The organism is Cesiribacter andamanensis AMV16, from assembly GCF_000348925.1.
GTDB lineage: Bacteria > Bacteroidota > Bacteroidia > Cytophagales > Cyclobacteriaceae > Cesiribacter > Cesiribacter andamanensis.
Map to the genome: position 1 here is coordinate 1 of NZ_AODQ01000007.1, position 18,122 is coordinate 18,122.

Genomic DNA, 18,122 nt, shown 5'->3' on the forward strand with positions numbered 1-18,122 from the left:
TACTGGGGGCTGTAGCGACGCTGAATGTACTGAGGCAGCTCGGCCGGGCGGTAGGGGGCCTGGGGCCCCATGAAGTAGTCCAGGCCAATCACCACCAGGTCCATCTCATCGGAAATAAACAGGTCGGTGCCAAAGCCCGTTACCATGGTGTAGATTTGCGGCGGCTGAAAATCGGGATAGTAATGCTGGATGTAGCCAAAGGCGGTGGCAAACTCCTGCTCCCAGCCGCTGAGGTCCGGAAACACCTGCTGGCTCTCCTGGTATACGGTATCCAGGTGGGGGTTCTGTGCCAGCTGCCAGAGCTGGTTTACCACAATGGAATCGTGCGGATAGTCGCCCAGGCGCAAAAACTTTTTGGCGAATAATTCATTTTCCTGCAGAAATGCTGTTATTTCGTCCCTCGATTTTGCCTCAAACACCTCCTGCTCCAGACGGCCAATGCGCACCTCAGGCATGTTGTCGCCAATATCCGGGCGGCGGATGCCCTCTTCGGATGCATCGCCACAGGCCACCAGCTGCAGGCAAAGGGGCAACAGGAAGATAAAACGATAGACTGGATTAAATTGACGATGGTATGAAAAAAGCATGTTTGGTTCTTCTGGGTTTAGCCCTTGCAATTGGCGCTCAGGCACAAAGTAAGATAGGAATAAAGTTTTCTCCAACCCTTTCTACCAATCGGGTCAACTATGAAGGCAGCGACTTCAGCGTTAACTCCGATGGCATAGGCGGCCGTTTTGTCTTTGGCGTGGTGTATGACCTGTTTCTGGCCGATAACTATTCATTCAGCACCGGCCTGATGTATGCCCCCAAACGGGTAGGCCTGGAGGTAACCGACCGCACCACCAGCATGACCCGCACCGAGGCCTACAGCCTGCAGTACCTGCAGCTGCCCGCCTCGCTCAAGCTCTTTACCAACGAACTGGCCCTGGATACACGTATGTATTTTCAGCTGGGCGGCCTGCTGGATGTCAAGATCAATGAAAAGGCCCAGAGCGATGACAACCGCTACATCGACAAATTTCAGTTCTTCGATTTTAGCGTACACCTGGGCGCCGGCGCCGAGTACCGCCTGGGCTACAACACAGTGCTCTTTGGCGGCTTCTTCTACAACCGCGGCGTAGTGAACGCTGCCCGCCGCACCAATGACTTTGCCGACAAGCTCCGCATCAACAATGACCTGTTGGGCCTGGACCTGGGCATTAAGTTCTAAGCCACCCTTTCTAACCCCTTGTAGCAGAAAAGCACAAATACCGCCAGGAACCCCCCTGGCGGTATTTTTTTTATGCCCCAGCCGCTCCTTTTTCTAAAATAGCAGCGGCGGCTTGGGTGTAATTATCAATTGTTATATCTTTTATGCTGTATTTTATTCCAGTCCCGTATGCACCTATTTTTTAAGCACCTGGCCTGCCGGCTGCTGCTGGCAGCTGTGATCGGCGGCGGCGTTATTTCTTCATTACCGGCACAGCAGGCCGATAGCAGCCAACATCCCCTGCTGGAGGCCCGTCAGCTCATGCTGTCCTATCACTATCAACAGGCCATCCCCCTTTTGCTTACGGCTGCCGGTACCGATAGCACAGCGGCAGAAGCACGCTGGCTGCTGGGCCAGTGCTACAGCCAAACCGGGCAAACGGCCGCCGCTAAGGGACAGCTGCAGCAGTTGCTGGAGGTAGAGCCCGCTCACCAGCCTGCCTGGTCCCTGCTGGGCGGGCTCTACCTGCGGGAAACCCACTATGGAGCAGCGGCCGATTGTTATGATCAGGCCCTGGCGCTGGACAGCACCAATGCCTACTACCACCGCCAGCGGGCCTCTATTGCCAGCCGGCAGGGCGCCCTCTCCCTTGCCATGCACCATTACCAGCAGGCCCTGGCCCTCAACGAGCATGATGTGGAGAGCCTCACCGAGCTGGCCGAGCTCTGGTTAAAGACGGGAAATGCCGCCCAAAGCTCCCAGCTGCTGCTGCAGGGCCTTGCCCTGGACTCTGCCAACCTGCGCCTCTGGCGGCTGCAGGCCCGGGTAGCCTACCGGCAAAAAGCCTATCAGGCAGTTGTTAGCGCCATGGAGTATCCCCTGGCCGCCGGCGATACCAGCCACTATTACCTGCAGTTGCTGGGCATCTCCCACTTTCACCTGGGCCGCTACCCCGAGGCCATCCGCTGGCTGGACTTTCTGCAGCAGCAGGGCGTAGATACCGAAGTGCTTAACTATTACCTGGGCCTGAGCTACCGCAACAACGGCCAGCCCGAAAAGGCCATTGTCTTACTGGAAAAGGCGGTAAAAAAGGGCATGTCCGAAAACCTGGGCCATTACTATACCCAGCTGGCGGTAAGCTATGAGGAAAAGGGCGATCATGGCAAGGCCATTCAGGCGTATCAGCTGGCCTATAAAGATTCCGGCGACCGACTGCTGCTCTACCACCTTGCCCGCAACTACGACCGCTATTATAAAGACAAGAAGGTAGCCCTGCGCTACTACGAGAAATTCCTGGTGGAAGTGGATACGGTCAATACCGGCTACCAGGACTACGCCCGCTACCGCGCCTCCCAGCTCAAAGAACATATTCATTTTAGTGCCGATACACTTTAATCTTAGCCCTCAACTGCTTTATGAAGCTTCTTTCCTCTCTTCTACTGAGCCTCCTCTGCTGCTTTACCGCCGCGGCCCAGGATCACCTGACCAGCCTGGACAAGGTATCCTTAGACCTTAGCCGCCACTCGCTGCGCGTGGAAGAAATCATTGATCAGCGCCCTGCGAAATCTTCCATTGGCTGGGTGCAAAAAGGAATGGTAAATCAGAAACAGCCGGTAAACTTCAAAAATGGCTTTACAACCGAGCTAATGCGCTTTATCAATTCGCATGGAGCAGGCCCGGCAGCCCAGCTACCCCTGGTGCTCAAAATACAAAAGCTTACCGTCTGGGAAGAAACGCTTTTCTCTAAAGAGTATGCACACGCCGAGCTGGCCCTGACCTTTTACGCAAAAAAAGACGAGCACTATCTGTACCTGGCCTCTGCCTCGGCAGTTACCAAAAGTTCGGGCATGGACGTTACCGGCAAGCATGATGATAACCTGGTACGGGTATGGCAACAATGCTTTGATCAGCTGGCCAGAGAAAACCTCCAGGAGCGTCTGCAGGCGGCCACTCCCCTCAGCCTGGCCGACCTAATGCAAGAGAGCAATGCCGCTACCCCTCAGGAGTTTGCCATCTTAACAACTGCGCCTAAAGCCGGGGTGTATGGCTCGTTTCAGGAGTTTCGGGACAATTCTCCCGGCAATACAATTCCCATCACAATCAAAGAAAAGGGCCGTCTGGATTATGTAGCCCACTTTGTTCCGGACAACCAAAAAGTAACCAATGCCTGGGGATTTTCCGATGGCAACACCTTCTACATTCACTACAGTAATAGCTTCTTTCCCCTGGTACAACATGAAGAGGGATTTGTTTTTTATGGTTATGGCGCCATCAATAGTCAGCATGTAGCAACGGCTGCCGTGCTGGGTGGGGCCATTGGCGGGGCCATAGCCGGAGCAACCTCAGGAAAGGGGCAAACGGTAGAATATTCGCTCAACATGCTTACGGGCACTGTTCAATCACCCGAAAATGAGCAGTTTCTTCCTACAACCGACGAAACTACCCCGGCTACCATCACCCTCTACAGAAGGGGAAAGGGGCAGCTGCAGGAGCAGGTATTTCTTTCCATAAACGATACGCTTACGCTTGAGCTTGCCCCTAACGCCCTTCGGCAGCTAGTCATCACACCGCCCGTTGGTGAGCTTAAATTTTATACCAGAGATAAAAAAGAGCCTGTTTTTGTGTTTACCCCCACCGTTGGGCTTAACCGCTTCATAGAAATTAGCCTGCCGGAGAAGAGAGGGGCATCGCTATCCGTAAAAGTAGTGGAGGAGAAAATAGGCGAATTTTATACAAAGGAAATAGAGTTGATCCATGAAAAGCAAAACAGGCAGCGTTGAGGCTTACAAGAGATGCCCTCCTGTTCGGTTGCTGTGATTAGCACCTGTGCCTGCTTGCAAATTGTTTATTTTCTAAGTCTCTCCACTTGTCTGGCAGAAGGTTGTGCCACGACTTGTAAAGGAGAGGGGCTGGTAGTGCGCATCCTCTGCCCAAAATCAGCCCTTAGTCGGGGCACAACTGGTGCTGCAAATGAAAAAAGCTGCCCCTAAGGTAAGGGCAGCTTTCAGAAACATCGTAACCAACCATCATCAGGCCACCACTATGGGGTGGCGCTTTTCTTGTTTGGGGTAGGCATAGGCCCTGCCCTCCATAAGCTTTAGTACATCTGAGAGCACCGCCGTGCCTGTAGGCCGGGCGCCCGCACCCCGCCCGGTAAAGAGCTGCGGGCCGCTGTATTTCAGCGCTACCTCTACTCCATTCAGCTCCTGCTCAATGCCCCAGAGCGCATCATCGGGCTCCAGCCATTCGGGACCAACACTGGCCTGCAGGCTACCCCCTGCGTCCCTTTGCAGCCGGGCAATCAGCTTGATGCGGCGGCCCTGCGCTTCTGCTTCCCGGATCTGGCCGGCAGATATACCCGTAATGCCGGTGCGCGTAATGTCTGCGGGGGCAAGCGCTGTGCCAAAGGCATGCAGGGCCAGCAGGCTGAGCTTGTAGCAGGGGTCGTAGCCCTCAACATCGGCGGCAGGATCTGCCTCGGCAAAGCCCAGGCGCTGGGCTTCCTGTAGGGCATGGGCATAGCTCCAGCCTTGCTGGCGCATCTGGCTCAGGATGTAGTTGGAGGTGCCGTTGAGAATGGCCCGCAGTGACAGCACCGGCTCATGCCGCAGGGGTTCGTCCAGCAGGTGCAGGATGGGAATGGCGCCGCCTACAGCCCCCTCGTAGCGCAGGGGGGTACTGGTTTCCTGCTGCAGGGCCAGCAGCTCGGGCAGGTGCAGGGCCAGCATTTTCTTGGAGGCCGAAACCACCGGCAGCCAGCGCAGCAGGCTCTCCCGTACAATGGAAAAGGCCGGCTCGGTCTCGCTGATGGCCTCTACCACCAGATCGATCTCCGGATCTTCCAGAATATCCCTTGCCTCGCAGGTAAGCAGCTCCTGTGGGGCTGGCCGCTCTTTGTGGGGGTTGCGCACGCAAATGCGGTGCACCTCCAGCGGGAGTTGCTGCTCCTGCAGAATCTGGTAAAAACCCTGTCCTACCGTACCAAAACCAAATAATCCTATCTTCAAGCGCCTGTCCATAGTTGTAGGGAATGAATGCGTGTGTAAATCGTTCTGTTAAAAAAGGGCTATACTTTTACTTCTGTCTGGGCCTGGGCTACGCCGGTAAAATCCGGAAAGTACCCCTGGATGGCCGCTGCTATGGGGGCGGCTTCTACCAGAAAGCCATCATGCCCATAGAGCGAGGAGATCACCTCCAGCCGTGCCTGCGGAATGTGCTGCACCAGGTACTCCTGCTCCTGCAGGGGAAACAGCAGGTCCGAATCAATGCCCACGGCCAGGGTTTTGGCCGTAACCCCTGCCAGCGCCTGCTGCGCGCCGCCCCGGCCCCGGCCCACATGGTGCGAATCCATGGCCTGGCTGAAGCGGTAATAGGTATAGGCATTGAAGCGCTCGGCCAGCTTATGCCCCTGGTATTGCTGATAGGCCGAGGCTCGGTACCGGCCAAGCTGGTCCGGATCCTGCTCGGCCTGCCGCTGCTGGTAGATCTCGTAGGTGCGGTAGGAGAGCACCCCCAGCGTACGGGCCACCTTTAGGCCCTGCAGGCCAGCCTTTTTGCTGTTGAGCTGCCAGGTAACATCGGCTTCTATGGCCATGCGCTGGCTTTCATTAAAGGCAATGCCCCAGGGCGAATGCCAGGCATTGCTGGCCAGCACCACCAGCCGCGCTACCGAGCGGGGCTGCTCCACGGCCCACTCCAGCGCATGCTGCCCGCCCAGTGAGCCTCCCATCAGCAGGCCTATGCGCGGAATGTCCAGATGCTTTTGCAGCAGTTGAAAGGCCCGCACCATATCCCGGTTGGTAAGCTCCGGAAAGCTGTGGTACCAGGGGGTATGGGTTTTGGGGTGTACGCTTAGCGGGCCGGTAGAGCCGTAGCAGCCCCCCAGCGCATTGGCGCAAACAATGAAGTGGCGGGCCGGGTCCAGCAGCTTGCCCGGCCCCACCAGTCCTGCCCACCACTCCTGGGGTTGGGCATTGCCAGTAAGGGCATGGCAGATCCAGACGGCGTTATCGCGGGCCGCATTGAGCCTGCCGGCCGTGGTGTAGGCAAGCTCAAAGCCCGGAAGCGCGCCACCGCTTTCCAGTTCAAAGGGGTGGGTATATCGAAAGGTGTGCAGCATGGTCTTTCTGCCGGAATCACCTGCTCCAGAGGAGGAGAAGCCCGGCCTGTCAGTAGGGGTTGATCAGGGTAAAACACCCCTCTCCGACCGGAGAGGGGGATAGGGTGCATCAGGCCAGTACCGGCTCTCCTTTAGGCACAGCGGCAAAGGCCTGCTGCAGATCGGCTTTGATATCGTCGATGTGCTCAATGCCTGCCGAAATGCGCAGTTCGTTGGGGTGCACGCCGGCACTAATCTGTTCCACTTCGCTTAGCTGCTGGTGGGTAGTAGTGGCCGGGTGAATGATGAGCGTTTTGGCATCGCCCACATTGGCCAGGTGGCTCACCAGTTTTAGCGAGTTCACAAAAGCTTCGGCCCGCTCCTTACCCCCCCGTACCCGGAAGGTAAACACCCCACCAAATCCTCGTTTAAAATACTTTTTGGCCAGCTGGTGGTAAGGGCTGCTCTCCAGGCCGGGATAGTTTACACTCTCTACCTCGGGGTGCTGCTCCAGCCACTGGGCCAGCGCCAGGGCATTTTGCACGGTGCGGTCTACGCGCAGGCTCAGCGTTTCCAGGCCCTGCAGCAGCAAAAAGGAATTAAAGGGGCTTAGCGCAGGACCAAAATCCCGCAGGCCTTCTACCCGGGCCCGGATGGCAAAGGCAATGTTGGGCAGGCCAAGGGGGTTGCCCTCACCAAAAATATCCCAGAATTTCAGGCCATGATAGCCCTCGGAAGGCTCGGTAAACTGCGGAAACTTGCCATTGCCCCAGTTGTAGTTGCCCCCATCTACAATCACGCCCCCGATGGAGGTGCCATGGCCGCCAATCCACTTGGTGGCCGATTCTACCACCACATTGGCCCCATGCTCCAGCGGGCGAAACAGGTAGCCGCCGGCGCCAAAGGTATTGTCCACAATCAGGGGCAGGTCGTGCCGGCGGGCCAGGGCGGCTATGGCCTCAAAATCGGGTACGTTAAAGCCGGGATTGCCCAGGGTTTCCAGGTAAATGGCCTTGGTGTTTTCATCAATGTGCTGCGCAAGGCTGGCGGGCTGGTCGTCTTGGGCAAAGCGCACCTCAATGCCCAGCCGCTTAAAAGCTACTTTAAACTGGTTGTAGGTACCCCCATAGAGGAAGGGGGAGGTTACAAAATTATCGCCCGCCTGCAGAATATTGTTCAGGGCCAGAAACTGGGCCGCCTGTCCCGAGGCGGTGGCCAGGGCGGCTACACCCCCCTCAAGGGCAGCAATGCGTTTTTCAAACACATCGGTGGTGGGGTTCATGATGCGGGTGTAAATGTTGCCAAACTCCTGCAGGGCAAATAGCTTGGCCCCATGCTCGGCACTGCGGAAGCCATAGGAAGTGGTCTGGTAAATGGGTACGGCACGGCTGCCGGTGGTGGGATCGATTTCCTGGCCTGCATGCAGTTGCAGGGTCTCGAAACGGAGGTTTTGGGATTGATCAGACATGATATCGGTAATTAATGATGAATAAATTGTAAAAAAGAAGGGGGAGCAGGAGATGCAGCCCAAGGGAAGAGGCCAGCGAGCCTACCCACCATACCGGCGGGGAGCAGCCCACTCAAAAAAGCCTGAAAGGAGGAGTTAGCAACAGCAACAACAGCACATTCGGCTGCCGGCAGCAAAGCGGCAAACAGATGCAGAAACTGCCCAAGGGAGGGTCAGTAAAAAAAGAGGCGCTGTAAAATTCGTGTGTGTGTTCATACAGTAACGATTTATATTCTCCCGCTTATCCGGGATCAGGATTTAGCACCGTTGCCATCTGTCTGGCAGGGTTGCTAGCGCTTCACAGAGCCTGTCTCTCCGCGCTTCTTTATAAATCAGTCACTTCTGGAAGGGAAGAAAATTTCCCGCTGAGAATGACGTGATACCGCAAACGTACGCCCCCTTTTTTTGCCATGCAAGCCCGGGGCTATAAAATTTTTTTGGTAAAACAGACTTGCACCCAGACCGTTAAAGAAGTATACCGTGCTGTTTAACCCCCTTCATTCCTTATGAAAACCCTAGGCTTTTTTACCCTCTTACTGCTTAGCGCGCTACTGCTTACGGCCAATCGCTGCGGCGGCGGAGCCGAAGACTACGCTATGCCCGACAGCTTCTACGGCAGCTGGATCCATTCGCATGAAGAAGACTACAGCGGCTACCAGGTGTACCGCCATCCCTCCTTTAACTTTCCGCCCAGCCGGGGGCGGGAGCGTTTTGACATACGCCCCAAGGGGGTGCTGCTCTACTACGCCATAGCGCCCACCGACGGCCAGGCCGATCCGGAAGAAGGCCGCTGGCTGCCCCTTAACCAGCGCACCATAGAGGTAAGCCTGCCCAAGAGCAGGGGGTACCAGTTTTCGGCCGAGCTGATTGAAATTGCCAACGACCGCCTGGTGATCCGCAAGCTGCCGGAATAGAGAAACAGGCATTTTCCACTCTGCCACCCCCTGTCAGAATGCAGTCTTTTGGCACCATCTTTCGCAAATACATTTGATTTCCAAATGTAATTTTGAGTGCAAAAGCAAATGCAGAATATAGTTCCAAATGGCCACCACTATTCCTAACAAATCTCCCTATAGGATTTACTCAATATCAATTTTTAACATATAGGCATACCGTTAGATATGCTACCGGTGTCCTGTACCCGTGCCGGGCCAATGCGAGCGTACTTTTCAGCCTGTAATCGAGTTTTTCGGCCTTTGCTTCTCCAGTACATTTGAGGTAACCAACCAACCGACTTTGCTTACCTGAAGGAGAAAGAACGCATGAAAAAAAGAATACTCCTGCCGCTGGCACTGCTACTTGGCTTCTCCCACCTGCCCGCACAGCAAAAAATACTGGCATCAGGGCTACCTTCTCATTCCGGCCATCCAGCCAGGCAGCACCAGCAGAACAACCCCTTTCAACAAGTTACCAAAAGTCCTGATCCGCTACAGCATCAGGGCATGTCCCTTGCCGCCGGCCAGGAGATCATCCGTTGCTATACGGTAGAAAATGAACTGGCCCGGCGCAGGGAAAACCCCCAGCTGCCGACCGATGCCGATTTTGAAAGGTGGATTGAGGATAAAATTGTAGCACACAAGCAGAAACAATCCTCCGCCAGCCGCCAGGCCGGTACGGTGTACAGAATCCCGGTTATTGTGCATGTGGTACACAATGGCGAGCCCATTGGCACCGGTCCTAACATTATGGCAGCTCAGGTGTATTCCCAAATCGAATCGCTCAATGAAGACCTGCGCCGCCAGAATGCCGACAGGGTAAACACCCGGGCTATCTTTGCCCCCATGGCTGCAGATATGGAACTGGAGTTTGTGCCCGCTACCGTAGATCCCGACGGCAATCAGCTGGCCGAGCCGGGCATTCGGCGCTACCATGGCAAACGCGCCAGCTGGGACCTGCGCGATGATGTAGAAAAGATCCTGAAGCCTGCCACCATTTGGGACCCTACCCGCTACAGCAATATGTGGTCGGCCAGCTTTGGCGGCAACATGGCCGGCCTGCTGGGCTATGCCCAGTTTCCCGAAAGCAGCGGCCTGAATGGCATGCCCACCACCCCTCAGAGTGCCCTGACCGACGGTACGGTTATGGTCTACACCTCTTTTGGCTGTAGCACCAAAGATCCGGGCGGGATTTTTAGCCTGCGGGCACCCTACAACCAGGGCCGCACCACCACACACGAGGTGGGGCACTGGCTGGGCCTGCGCCACATCTGGGGCGATGGTGGCTGCCTGGTTGATGATTTTGTGGCCGATACCCCTGCGGCAGCTGCCTCCAACAGCGGCTGTAACCTTACAGCCAACAGCTGCAACAGCAACCAGGCCGGCGACCTGCCCGATATGGTGGAGAATTACATGGATTACTCCAACGACGGCTGCATGAATGCATTCACAGCCGGACAAAAGGCCAGAACGCAGGCCGTAATGCTTAACAGCCCCCGCCGCCGGGAACTTCCCGCTTCTACGGTAGCAGGCGCTACTTATCATGATGCGGGCATCACCAAAATAAGTTTTAGCAAAGACTGCGACGGCAACATCAGCGGAACTGCCCTGCTCACCAATTTGCCACCCAGGGAGCACTTACATCTGCCACCATCCAGATTGATGTAAATGGAGAGGTAAAAGCCAGCCATAGCTGGACAGGGCAGCTGGCCCCTTTGCGCAGCACCCTTATTACGCTGCCCCCGATGCAGGTGCCCCTGGGGGTGCATACCATACGCGTATACACCAGCAGCCCAAACGCTGTGGCCGACCAAAACAACCAGAACAACGCCACCAACACTACCCTTACCACCAGCGTACTGTCTGATAATTATACCCAGGACTTTGAAGCCGGCGCCAAAGCCCTTTCGGAGCTGATCCTGATCAAAAACGCCGAATCAAAACTGGGAGTAGATACCGAACTGCAAAGCAAAAGCAGCCTGAGCCTGTACCTGGAAGGAAACTCAGCCAACGGCTATCCTGCGGCTCCCGCCGGGCCTACGGCAGCCGAGGCCTTTACCCCCTCGCATCCGCACTACGCCGCCGCCCTGCTTTGCTACGATGCTACCAATGCCGGCAGCCTGCAGCTTAGCTTTGATTACTACCTCAACTATACCCTCAGCAATGCCTACACCAACTTTCGCTACCGTATTGTTAGTGATAAGGGCAGCTTTGTCAGTAGCCTCATTCAGCCCAGTGGAGCCGATACCCCCTGGACCCGGGTAAACCTGGACCTGAGCGCCTATGCAGGCGGCAAAATCCAGATCTACTTTGAAGCCAATTGCAAATACGAGCGCAGCAACATCAATGGGGTAGCCAATGACGGCAATGCGGTGCACATCGATAATATTGCGTTTATCTATACCACCAATCGGCCCGAGATCAGCTTTGCCAGCACCGGCGGCAGCCTGGGCGAGGCCAGCGCCACCACCCCCGATGGCTGCCGCAGCTATGCCGACTATAGTATAAACCTGCAGATTGCCAATGCCCCCAGCAGCGATGCTACCGTGGCTGTTTCGGTGGTGGAAAACACGGCTACGGCCGGCAGCGACTACAGCCTGCTAACCAGCAGCGTGGTATTTCCGGCAGGCAGCAAAGCGCCACAGACCATAAAGATCCGGGTGTATGACGATACCGAGCTGGAAGCCGAAGAAAGTCTGCAGCTGGGCCTTACACTCTCTGGCACCAGCAATGCTGTGCTGTCATCCGGCGCAAGCCGGCATACCCTTAGCATACCCGACAACGATACCCCCCTGGTAGCCGGTTTTCCGGCAGGGGCTATCTTTAGCGAAAACTTTGCCGATGGCGGCCAGCCCCAAAACAGAGGCTGGTATGCCGTAGACCTGGCCGGCGGCGCCGGATCGGGCAATGCGTGGTTTTATGGTACCTATGCAGGAAAAGGATCGGCCTATGTAGCCAGCAGTGCCACGGCCGCTGCTGGCAGCTACAGCAATACCACTACCAACATTCGGCTGATATCCCCCCTGATCCATGCCGCCAGCCGCAAGGGGCTGCTGCTCAGCTTTAATTATTATGCCAATGGGGAGGCCACCGGCACCAATGGCGCTAACCCCTCGTATTCAGACTATGGGCGGGTTTATTATTCGCTGGATGGCATCTCCTATAAGGTAATAGGCCCGGTACTGCAGGGAAAAACGTCCGCTACAGCCGCCAGCATTGCCCTGCCGGCCGAACTGGAAGGAAAAAGCTTTTATCTGGCCTGGAACTGGATAAACGACAACAACAACAAAAATGGCAACCCTGCCCTTATTCTCCAGAATGTACGCGTAAGCGCTGCTGCCAGCGCCGGTAGCGCCATTGCCCAAACACTGGACCAGCAACAGAGCCTGTATCTGGGGCCCTATAGCACGGCACGCTTTTTTGATGCGGCAAGCGGTGAGATCATTGCCCTTATCGACAATCCAACGGCCTGGGATTACGGCTGTACCACTATTCAGATAGATCGCAGCGGCACCAGTAGCACCGAGTTCTGGAACCCAGGCGCCGATAAAGGCCTGGCAAATAAAACCGTATACGTTACCCCTGCCCACAACAAGCCAGATGGCAGCTATACCATTACCCTCTTTTATACCGAGGCAGAGATTGCGGGCTGGGAACTGCAGACGGGCAAGAACAGAAAAGACCTGAAAGTTGCCAAGATCAGTGGGGCCCGCATCAAAGAAGTAAGCCCCAACAGCATACCTGCGGGTGCCAGCGGATCCCTGAGTACGGCCAGCTCTCTTACAGCATTTGGCGGAGGCTGGTCGGTGACTGGAAGCTTTACTTCCGGCTTTTCGGGCTTTGGCATAGGCGATCCTGGCCTGCCCCCGGTTATTGCCCTGCCGGTAGAATTAATGGGCTTTACCGCCAGCCCCTCCTCCAATGGGGAGGTGCAGCTGCGCTGGACAACGGCTACTGAAAAAAATTCAGACTATTTTGAGGTAGAACATAGCCTGGACGGGCTTACCTACACCACTAAAGGTAAAGTGGCCGCAGCCGGAAACAGCCATTTGCGGCAGGATTATGGCTTTATTCACCGCCGTCTGGCCGCTGGCCGGCATTATTACCGCCTTCGCATGGTAGATACCGATGCTACCTTCGAGTACAGCGCTACCCTGCTGGTTCAACTGGGTAAGCCGGTGTTTGCCCTGCAAAGCCTGCATCCCAATCCGGCCCGTCATGCGGTATTCCTTACCCTTACTGCCGATGCAGCAAGAACCCTAAGCATTCAGCTGCTAACCGCCGGTGGCCTGCCGGTCCTGAATAGCCAGCATGGCATACAGGCCGGTAGTAATGAAGTGGAGATCAGGCTGAATGCGATGCCTGCTGGCTTGTACCTGCTGCAGATCACCGATGGCCAGCAGCACCTGCTGCAAAAACTGATCATTCACTAATAGACTCCTCAACAGGCTGATCGGCCTCTGAAACCCCCTGTTCCCCAAAAAAGCAATTTTCCAGGGGACAGGGGGTTTTCCTTTGCTAAAATAAGCTGAGGGTTCCGCCGGGCCGGAATCGATCCAGCCGGTAGGCGGGCATTTGGCGGCCGGCCATAAATTTTTGCTTGGCTGCCCTGAACAGCTGGCGGATGGCCTGGGCTTCTTGCCCTTCTCCATTGATACGGCGGCCCCACTGGCTGTCGGCCACCTCGCCTCCATGCAGCGCGCAAATCCCGTTCCAGACCTTGGCGGCCCTGTCCGGAAAATGGGTGTGCAGCCACTCTTTGAAAATAGGGCCTACCTGCCCGTTGAGCCGCACAACGGTATAGCCCGCCGTAAGGGCGCCATGGGCTGCACCTGCTTTTACCAGCTCCCACACTTCGCTGCTATTAAGGCCGGGAATGATCGGCGCCGTCATGATGCCGCAGGGAATGCCTGCTTCGGTAAGCTGCTGCAGGGTATGCAGGCGGCGCTGGGCCGTGGCGGTGCGGGGCTCCATTTTGCGCCGCAGCTCCTCCTGCAGGGTGGTAAGGCTCAGGTACACATGTAGCAAACCTTCTTCGGCAAGGGGTTTTAAGATATCCAGGTCTCGCAAGATCAGGCTGTTTTTGGTAATGATGCTCACCGGGTTGCCCCATTTGAGGCAGGTTTGCAACAGGCGGCGCGTAAGCCCAAACTGGCGCTCGGCCGGCTGGTAACAGTCCGTATTGCCCGACAGGCCAATGGGCGCTACCGTCCAGGCTTTGCTTGCAAACTGCTTCTCCAGCAGCTCGGGGGCATTCTTCTTTACCACAATCTTGCTTTCAAAATCCAAGCCGGCACTAAAGCCCCAGTACTCATGCGAATTGCGGGCATAGCAGTAAATGCAGCCATGCTCGCAGCCCTGGTAGGGGTTTACCGACTGCATCATGCCCAGGTCAGGGCTGTCTACCTTATTGACGATCTGCCGGGGGGTGTCCATAAAAAACTGGGTGGGCTGTCTGGCGGCGGGCAACTCATCGATGCCCTCCAGGTGCAGCAGCCCCCTGCCCTGGCGGCTGAAACGGTTGTGGGGGTTGGATTGCGCACCTCGCCCGGCAACCCCTATGCCGGGCGCCCCCTGGCCGGGCGCCCCTTGGCCTGAAGGAGTCTGCAGGGGAGCCGCCTGCTTGTCAGTTGTTTTCCGGGTAGATTTCATGCTGCAATTAGCCAATTATTTTAGTAATTTTGCTAATATAATTGCGATATTTTGGTGGCAGCAACTATATGCTACCCCTGGCAGTTCTACCATCAGCTGACAGCCTTTACATGAAATTTGGACGATTAGACTCCCCGGAGGGGCATGCCTTTAACCTGCCGCCCAGCCACCCCCTTACGTCAAAAGTGCTACCAGGCCGGCCTGCCCTGCTTCCCCGGGTGCACATAGGCTGTTCGGTATGGTCAGAAAAGGGGTATAAGGGCCGCATCTTTCCCCCCAGAACCCCACAAGGCCGTTTTCTGGAAACCTATGCCCGGCAGCTGCCCACTGTAGAGCTTAACGGCACCCACTACTACCTGCCCCGCCCGGAGGTGGTAGCCTCCTGGATGGCCGCCGTACCGGAAGGCTTTCTGTTCTGCCCCAAGGTGCCCCAGTTTATTACCCACCGGCGCAACATGCTGGGCAATCCGGAAATGATCGAGCAGTTTATTTTGCGGCTGGCGGCCATGGAAGGGCACCTGGGCCCCTGCATTATGCAGATGCCCCCTTACTTTGGTCCCGACCGCCTGGATGAACTGGCCCGCCTGCTGGAGGCCCTGCCGCAGGACATAGCCATGGCCCTGGAAGTACGCCACCCCGCCTGGTTTGCCGATACGGCAGCACAGGATGAGCTGTTTGCCCTGATGGAGGCCAGTGGCACCCATGCCATACTATCGGATGTAGGCGGCCGGCGCGATGCCCTGCACATGCGCCTGAGCAGCCGTAAGGTGTTGGTGCGCTTTAATGGCCACAACCTGCACCCTACCGACTACCACCGGCTCAATGCCTGGGCGCTGCAGCTGCAGGAGTGGATGGAAGAAGGGCTGGAAGAGGTGTTCTTTTTTATGCACCAGCCCGAGCAGGGCCTGGGCGCCGATCTGGCCCGCTACTTTATCCGCACGCTCAATGCCCGGCTGGGGCTGGGCCTGCCTGAACCCATCTGGTATGGGGAGCAGCAGCAACTGAGCCTTTATACTGAAAGCTAGTACGCAGGGCCGCAGCTATAAAAGGGGCGGTAAAGAGGTGGCCCGTTTAGCGGGCTATTTCCCGCCGATTGATGGTAAGCACCGGAATAGAAGATTCGCGCACCAGCTTTTCGGCTACGCTATCGGCAAAAAGGGCTTTTATGCCATCGCGGCCGTGGGTGATTACGGCAATCATGTCGGCGCCGATCTGGGCGGCATAACGCTTGATGCCGTCTTCGGTATCGCTGTCGGTGATGGCGGCCAGCTCGTAGCCGGCCAGACCGTGGGCCCGGGCATAGGCATCCATATCGTGGCGCTTTTGCTCCAGCTTGCGGCTTCGGGTTACGTGCAGCAGGTGGAGCTGTGCACCCAGTTTGCCGGCAAGCGCATTGATATAGGGAATGCCCCTGGCGGCTTTTTCGCTCATATCGGTGGCCAGCACAATGGAGCGCACTTCTTTGGGAGCCCGGTCGCCCACTTTAATGGTGATCACCGGCACATTGGCAATGCGCAGTACCTGCTCGGTATGATTGCCCACAAAGTATTCCTCAAAGGTGTTTTCGCCGCTGGTGCCCATCACAATGAGGTCTACCTTATGGTTGTGGATAAAAACATCCACCGTTTCCTGCACCGGCCCTACCTGAATAAAGGGAATAATGCGCACCCGCTCGCTGCTGTACTGCATGGCCAGCTCCTGCAGCCGCTCTTTGTTGCGCTTGAGGATGGCCACTACAAAGCGATCTCCCTCCGAGATATCCATGTAAAAATTACTGCCGCCGGTAGAGGAGAAATCAGCGCCCTGGCTGGTCTCTTCGGTATTAAGCAGCAGGATTTCGGCCTGGCCCAGCTGCTCGGCCAGGCGTACGGCTTCTTCCAGGCCGCTGCGGGCAATGTCTGAAAAATCGGTGAGAACTAGGATGCGTTCCATAGGCGAGGGTTGGTTGAGTTATGATGGAGTCAAAAATCGGAACAGAGGGTTTCTAAAAATCACTTTGCCGGATAGAAAAAGAGCCCTGCCCAGGCAGGCAGGGCTCTATGCTGTACTCATTAGGTATGCAGCGCCTATGCTCAGGCGGTAAGTTCGCTCATGTTTACGGTGAGCACGGGCACGCTGGCTTCGCGGATCACATCATGGGCCACACTGTGGCTCAGCAGGGCTGCCAGTCCATCGCGGCCGCGGGTGATCACCGCAATCAGGTCTGCCCCTACCTTGGCGGCATAGCGTTTGATGCCCTCTTCGGTATCGCTGTCTTCTATGGCGCCAATGGTATAGTTGGTGATGCCATGCTCCCGTACATAGCGCTCCAGATCGGCACGGCTTTGCTGCAGCTTGCCGCTTTTGCTTACATGCACCAGGTGCAGCTGTGCGCCCAGCTTGCTGGCCAGGGCCTGCACATGGCGCATGCCGGTGGCGGCCTTATCATTCATGTCGGAGGCCAGCACAATGTTGCGGATGTCCATAGGCCGATCGGTGACCTTTACAGAGATAACCGGCACATGCGCCACACGGATCACCTGCTCGGTATGGTTGCCCACAAAGTATTCCTCAAAGGTATTTTCGCCGCTGGTGCCCATGACAATGAGGTCTACCTGGCGCTTTTCAATAAAGGCATCTACAATCTCCTGCAGATCGCCCACTTCCATAAAGGGGGTAACGCGCACCTGCTCGCTGCCGTACTGGGCGGCCAGGGCCTCCAGCCGCTCTTTGTTTTTCCGGATCAGGGCGATCATAAAGCGGTCTTCTTCCGGATTATCGGTATAGTAAATATCGCCGGTAGCTGAAAACTCGCGGCCCTGGGGAGCCGGCTCGGTATTGAGCAGGTAGAGCTCGGCCCCGCCCATTTGCCGGGCCAGCCGAACGGCTTCTTCCAGACCGCGCTGGGCAATGTCTGAAAAGTCAGTAAGTACTAATATGCGTTCCATAATGCTGTTTTGGTTGCTGTTATAATGCCGGGGCAGACTCCTGCTCATCGGCGCTGGCCGGTTCTATAGAGCCTACACCACTTACTTTGCGTTGGATATTTTGCGGATTGCCGCGGTAGCGGATACCCCCCACACCGCTCACACGAGCCTGCAGGTTGTCGGTTACAAATACCTGTGCCCCGCCTATGCCGCTCAGGTGAATGGACGCATCGCGCACCTGCAGGTCATAGGCTGCCAGGTTGCCGGCCCCTTCCAGGCGGGCATCCAGCTGCTGGGCCGTGCCGTTGAGGTTGAGCGAAGAGGCGCCATCCATCTGTAGCTCAAGCTTGCGCACATCCACATCAAGCTCTACCATGGCCGCTCCTTTTACTTCTATCTCCAGGTCCCGGCCGCTAATGGGCCCATCGCCGGTTATTTTGGCGGCTCCGCCAATGGTAAGTTTTTCCAGCTCGGGGTAGCTGATGCGGATCATAATTCCATCGGAGCCCTTCAGGTTTTCGGTAGAGCTCAGGCGCAGGGTATTGCGCTTTACCTCGGTCTGGATATAGGACAGCAGGTTAGAGTCGGTCTGGATCAGCAGGCCGGCCGGCCCCTGTACCAGTACAATCTCATAACTGCCCTCTACATTGATGGCAGAAAAATCTTCCAGGCTGCGCTGATCTTCTACCACCATGCCATTGCCCTGCACGGTGTTGCCGTTGTTATTGCAGGAAAAAAGCAGGGGCAGCACCGCCAGCCATAAAAAGTGTTTTAGCATAAATAGGTGATTTAGTTAGGGTCAATCTACAAGTTGCTGCTGCAAAAACCAACGATC

Annotated in this window: 15 protein-coding genes and 1 riboswitch; of the genes, 7 read left to right on the forward strand and 8 right to left on the reverse strand. The window is 56.4% G+C overall.

Translation table 11 applies throughout. The annotated features are described in order from the left end of the window. Positions 1-587 (reverse strand): gliding motility protein GldB-related protein (locus ADICEAN_RS02230; RefSeq protein ID WP_449384782.1); only part of this gene is annotated, 587 nt, incomplete at its 3' end. On the opposite strand from ADICEAN_RS02230, the gene ADICEAN_RS02235 reads away from it, so the two are divergent. The 3 genes from ADICEAN_RS02235 to ADICEAN_RS02245 all read left to right on the forward strand — a co-directional run bounded on the left by ADICEAN_RS02235 (position 575) and on the right by ADICEAN_RS02245 (position 3,969). After that, positions 575-1,210 carry a porin family protein gene (locus ADICEAN_RS02235; RefSeq protein WP_009193883.1) on the forward strand — a complete coding sequence of 212 codons (636 nt, stop codon included), beginning with the start codon at positions 575-577 and terminating at the stop codon, positions 1,208-1,210. The two genes, ADICEAN_RS02230 and ADICEAN_RS02235, sit on opposite strands and share 13 nt — an antisense overlap. Before the next feature lie 168 nt (positions 1,211-1,378). Further along, positions 1,379-2,584, forward strand: a complete 1,206-nt coding sequence (locus ADICEAN_RS02240) for a tetratricopeptide repeat protein (RefSeq protein ID WP_009193884.1) — start codon at positions 1,379-1,381, stop codon at positions 2,582-2,584. A gap of 20 nt (positions 2,585-2,604) precedes the next feature. Further along, the gene (locus ADICEAN_RS02245) at positions 2,605-3,969 is read left to right on the forward strand and encodes a hypothetical protein (protein ID WP_009193885.1); all 1,365 of its coding nucleotides are present in this window, start codon (positions 2,605-2,607) and stop codon (positions 3,967-3,969) included. Between the two features lie 249 nt (positions 3,970-4,218). Here ADICEAN_RS02245 and ADICEAN_RS02250 read toward each other — a convergent pair whose 3' ends face one another. The 3 genes from ADICEAN_RS02250 to ADICEAN_RS02260 all read right to left on the reverse strand — a co-directional run bounded on the left by ADICEAN_RS02250 (position 4,219) and on the right by ADICEAN_RS02260 (position 7,755). After that, positions 4,219-5,196, reverse strand: coding sequence for a homoserine dehydrogenase (locus ADICEAN_RS02250; RefSeq protein WP_161622648.1), 978 nt, complete (start codon positions 5,194-5,196; stop codon positions 4,219-4,221). Between the two features lie 59 nt (positions 5,197-5,255). Then, positions 5,256-6,308, reverse strand: coding sequence for a homoserine O-acetyltransferase family protein (locus tag ADICEAN_RS02255; protein ID WP_009193887.1), 1,053 nt, complete (start codon positions 6,306-6,308; stop codon positions 5,256-5,258). Positions 6,309-6,417: 109 nt separating this feature from the next. After that, positions 6,418-7,755: an O-acetylhomoserine aminocarboxypropyltransferase/cysteine synthase family protein gene (locus ADICEAN_RS02260; protein ID WP_009193888.1), complete on the reverse strand. Its 1,338-nt coding sequence runs from the start codon at positions 7,753-7,755 to the stop codon at positions 6,418-6,420. A 263-nt stretch (positions 7,756-8,018) separates the two neighbouring features. After that, positions 8,019-8,128, reverse strand: a riboswitch (SAM riboswitch). A gap of 172 nt (positions 8,129-8,300) precedes the next feature. Between ADICEAN_RS02260 and ADICEAN_RS02265 the strand changes: the two genes are divergently transcribed. From ADICEAN_RS02265 to ADICEAN_RS20850, 3 genes are all read left to right on the forward strand, one after another. Then, a complete protein-coding gene (locus ADICEAN_RS02265; protein ID WP_009193889.1) occupies positions 8,301-8,708 on the forward strand; it encodes a hypothetical protein in 408 nt (135 codons plus the stop codon). Positions 8,709-9,056: 348 nt separating this feature from the next. After that, positions 9,057-10,397 (forward strand): zinc metalloprotease, encoded by a 1,341-nt coding sequence (locus ADICEAN_RS02270; RefSeq protein WP_051068773.1) that lies wholly within the window; start codon positions 9,057-9,059, stop codon positions 10,395-10,397. A 77-nt stretch (positions 10,398-10,474) separates the two neighbouring features. Next, positions 10,475-13,162 carry a T9SS-dependent choice-of-anchor J family protein gene (locus ADICEAN_RS20850; RefSeq protein WP_009193891.1) on the forward strand — a complete coding sequence of 896 codons (2,688 nt, stop codon included), beginning with the start codon at positions 10,475-10,477 and terminating at the stop codon, positions 13,160-13,162. Between the two features lie 85 nt (positions 13,163-13,247). Here ADICEAN_RS20850 and ADICEAN_RS02280 read toward each other — a convergent pair whose 3' ends face one another. Continuing rightward, positions 13,248-14,381, reverse strand: a complete 1,134-nt coding sequence (locus tag ADICEAN_RS02280) for a PA0069 family radical SAM protein (RefSeq protein ID WP_009193892.1) — start codon at positions 14,379-14,381, stop codon at positions 13,248-13,250. 110 nt (positions 14,382-14,491) lie between these two features. Here ADICEAN_RS02280 and ADICEAN_RS02285 point away from each other — a divergent pair, with 110 nt between their 5' ends. Further along, the gene (locus tag ADICEAN_RS02285; RefSeq protein ID WP_040395998.1) at positions 14,492-15,406 is read left to right on the forward strand and encodes a DUF72 domain-containing protein; all 915 of its coding nucleotides are present in this window, start codon (positions 14,492-14,494) and stop codon (positions 15,404-15,406) included. Positions 15,407-15,452: 46 nt separating this feature from the next. On the opposite strand, the gene ADICEAN_RS02290 is transcribed toward ADICEAN_RS02285, so the two are convergent. The 3 genes from ADICEAN_RS02290 to ADICEAN_RS02300 form a co-directional block, all read right to left on the reverse strand. Continuing rightward, a complete protein-coding gene (locus ADICEAN_RS02290; RefSeq protein ID WP_009193894.1) occupies positions 15,453-16,313 on the reverse strand; it encodes a universal stress protein in 861 nt (286 codons plus the stop codon). A gap of 140 nt (positions 16,314-16,453) precedes the next feature. After that, complete coding sequence (locus ADICEAN_RS02295) at positions 16,454-17,308, reverse strand: universal stress protein (RefSeq protein ID WP_040396020.1); 855 nt, start codon at positions 17,306-17,308, stop codon at positions 16,454-16,456. Between the two features lie 19 nt (positions 17,309-17,327). Further along, positions 17,328-18,065 (reverse strand): head GIN domain-containing protein, encoded by a 738-nt coding sequence (locus ADICEAN_RS02300; protein WP_009193896.1) that lies wholly within the window; start codon positions 18,063-18,065, stop codon positions 17,328-17,330. Between the last annotated feature and the right edge of the window lie 57 nt (positions 18,066-18,122).